This is a genomic window from Photobacterium sp. R1, assembly GCF_054600795.1.
In genome coordinates, this window is sequence record NZ_BAAHZP010000058.1 from 1 (window position 1) to 560 (window position 560).

General features: G+C 54.1%; 1 protein-coding gene. It reads right to left on the reverse strand.

All coding sequences use genetic code 11. The features are described from left to right. On the reverse strand, positions 1–560 hold a 560-nt coding region (locus ACYP03_RS23925; RefSeq protein ID WP_459782352.1), incomplete at both ends, for a substrate-binding domain-containing protein.

Consider the following 560-nt stretch of genomic DNA (forward strand, 5'->3'; position numbering starts at 1 on the left):
AGTAAGCCGGACAATAGGTAATGAGACGGTAGTGAGGCTGGGAATGGCATAAGCGGCAGAAGGCTCATTATCGATACCCATTACTGAGATATCCTGTGGCACACGCAAGCTGTGATCATGCAGAGCCCGAATGGCGCCGATTGCCATGTCATCGTTACAGGCAAAAATGGCGCTGAAGCTCTGCTGGCTGCCCAGGAGTTGCTCAACGGCCCGATAACCGCTCGCCAGAGTGTTGGTTCCTTCATAAACCCAGCCGGGCTGTATGCTTATCCGTTGCTGCTCCAGCATTTTTTGGTACACAGCATACCGGATCTGGCCGGTTTCGCTGGCCAGTGGGGAAGTAATACAGGCTATGTTACGGTGGCCGAGATCAAGCAAGTGCTGCATGGCAATCTCTGCCAGTTGACGCTGATCCAAGCCGAAACTGTGCAGAGTGCTATCTTCTGACTGACGGTTCAGGATGATCAGCGGCGGCAGTACGCTTTGCCGCAGAGCAGCCAGATCGGCAAGGCTTAAATGGCGGCTGTAGAGCAATATGGCATCACAGCGCTGACTGGCTA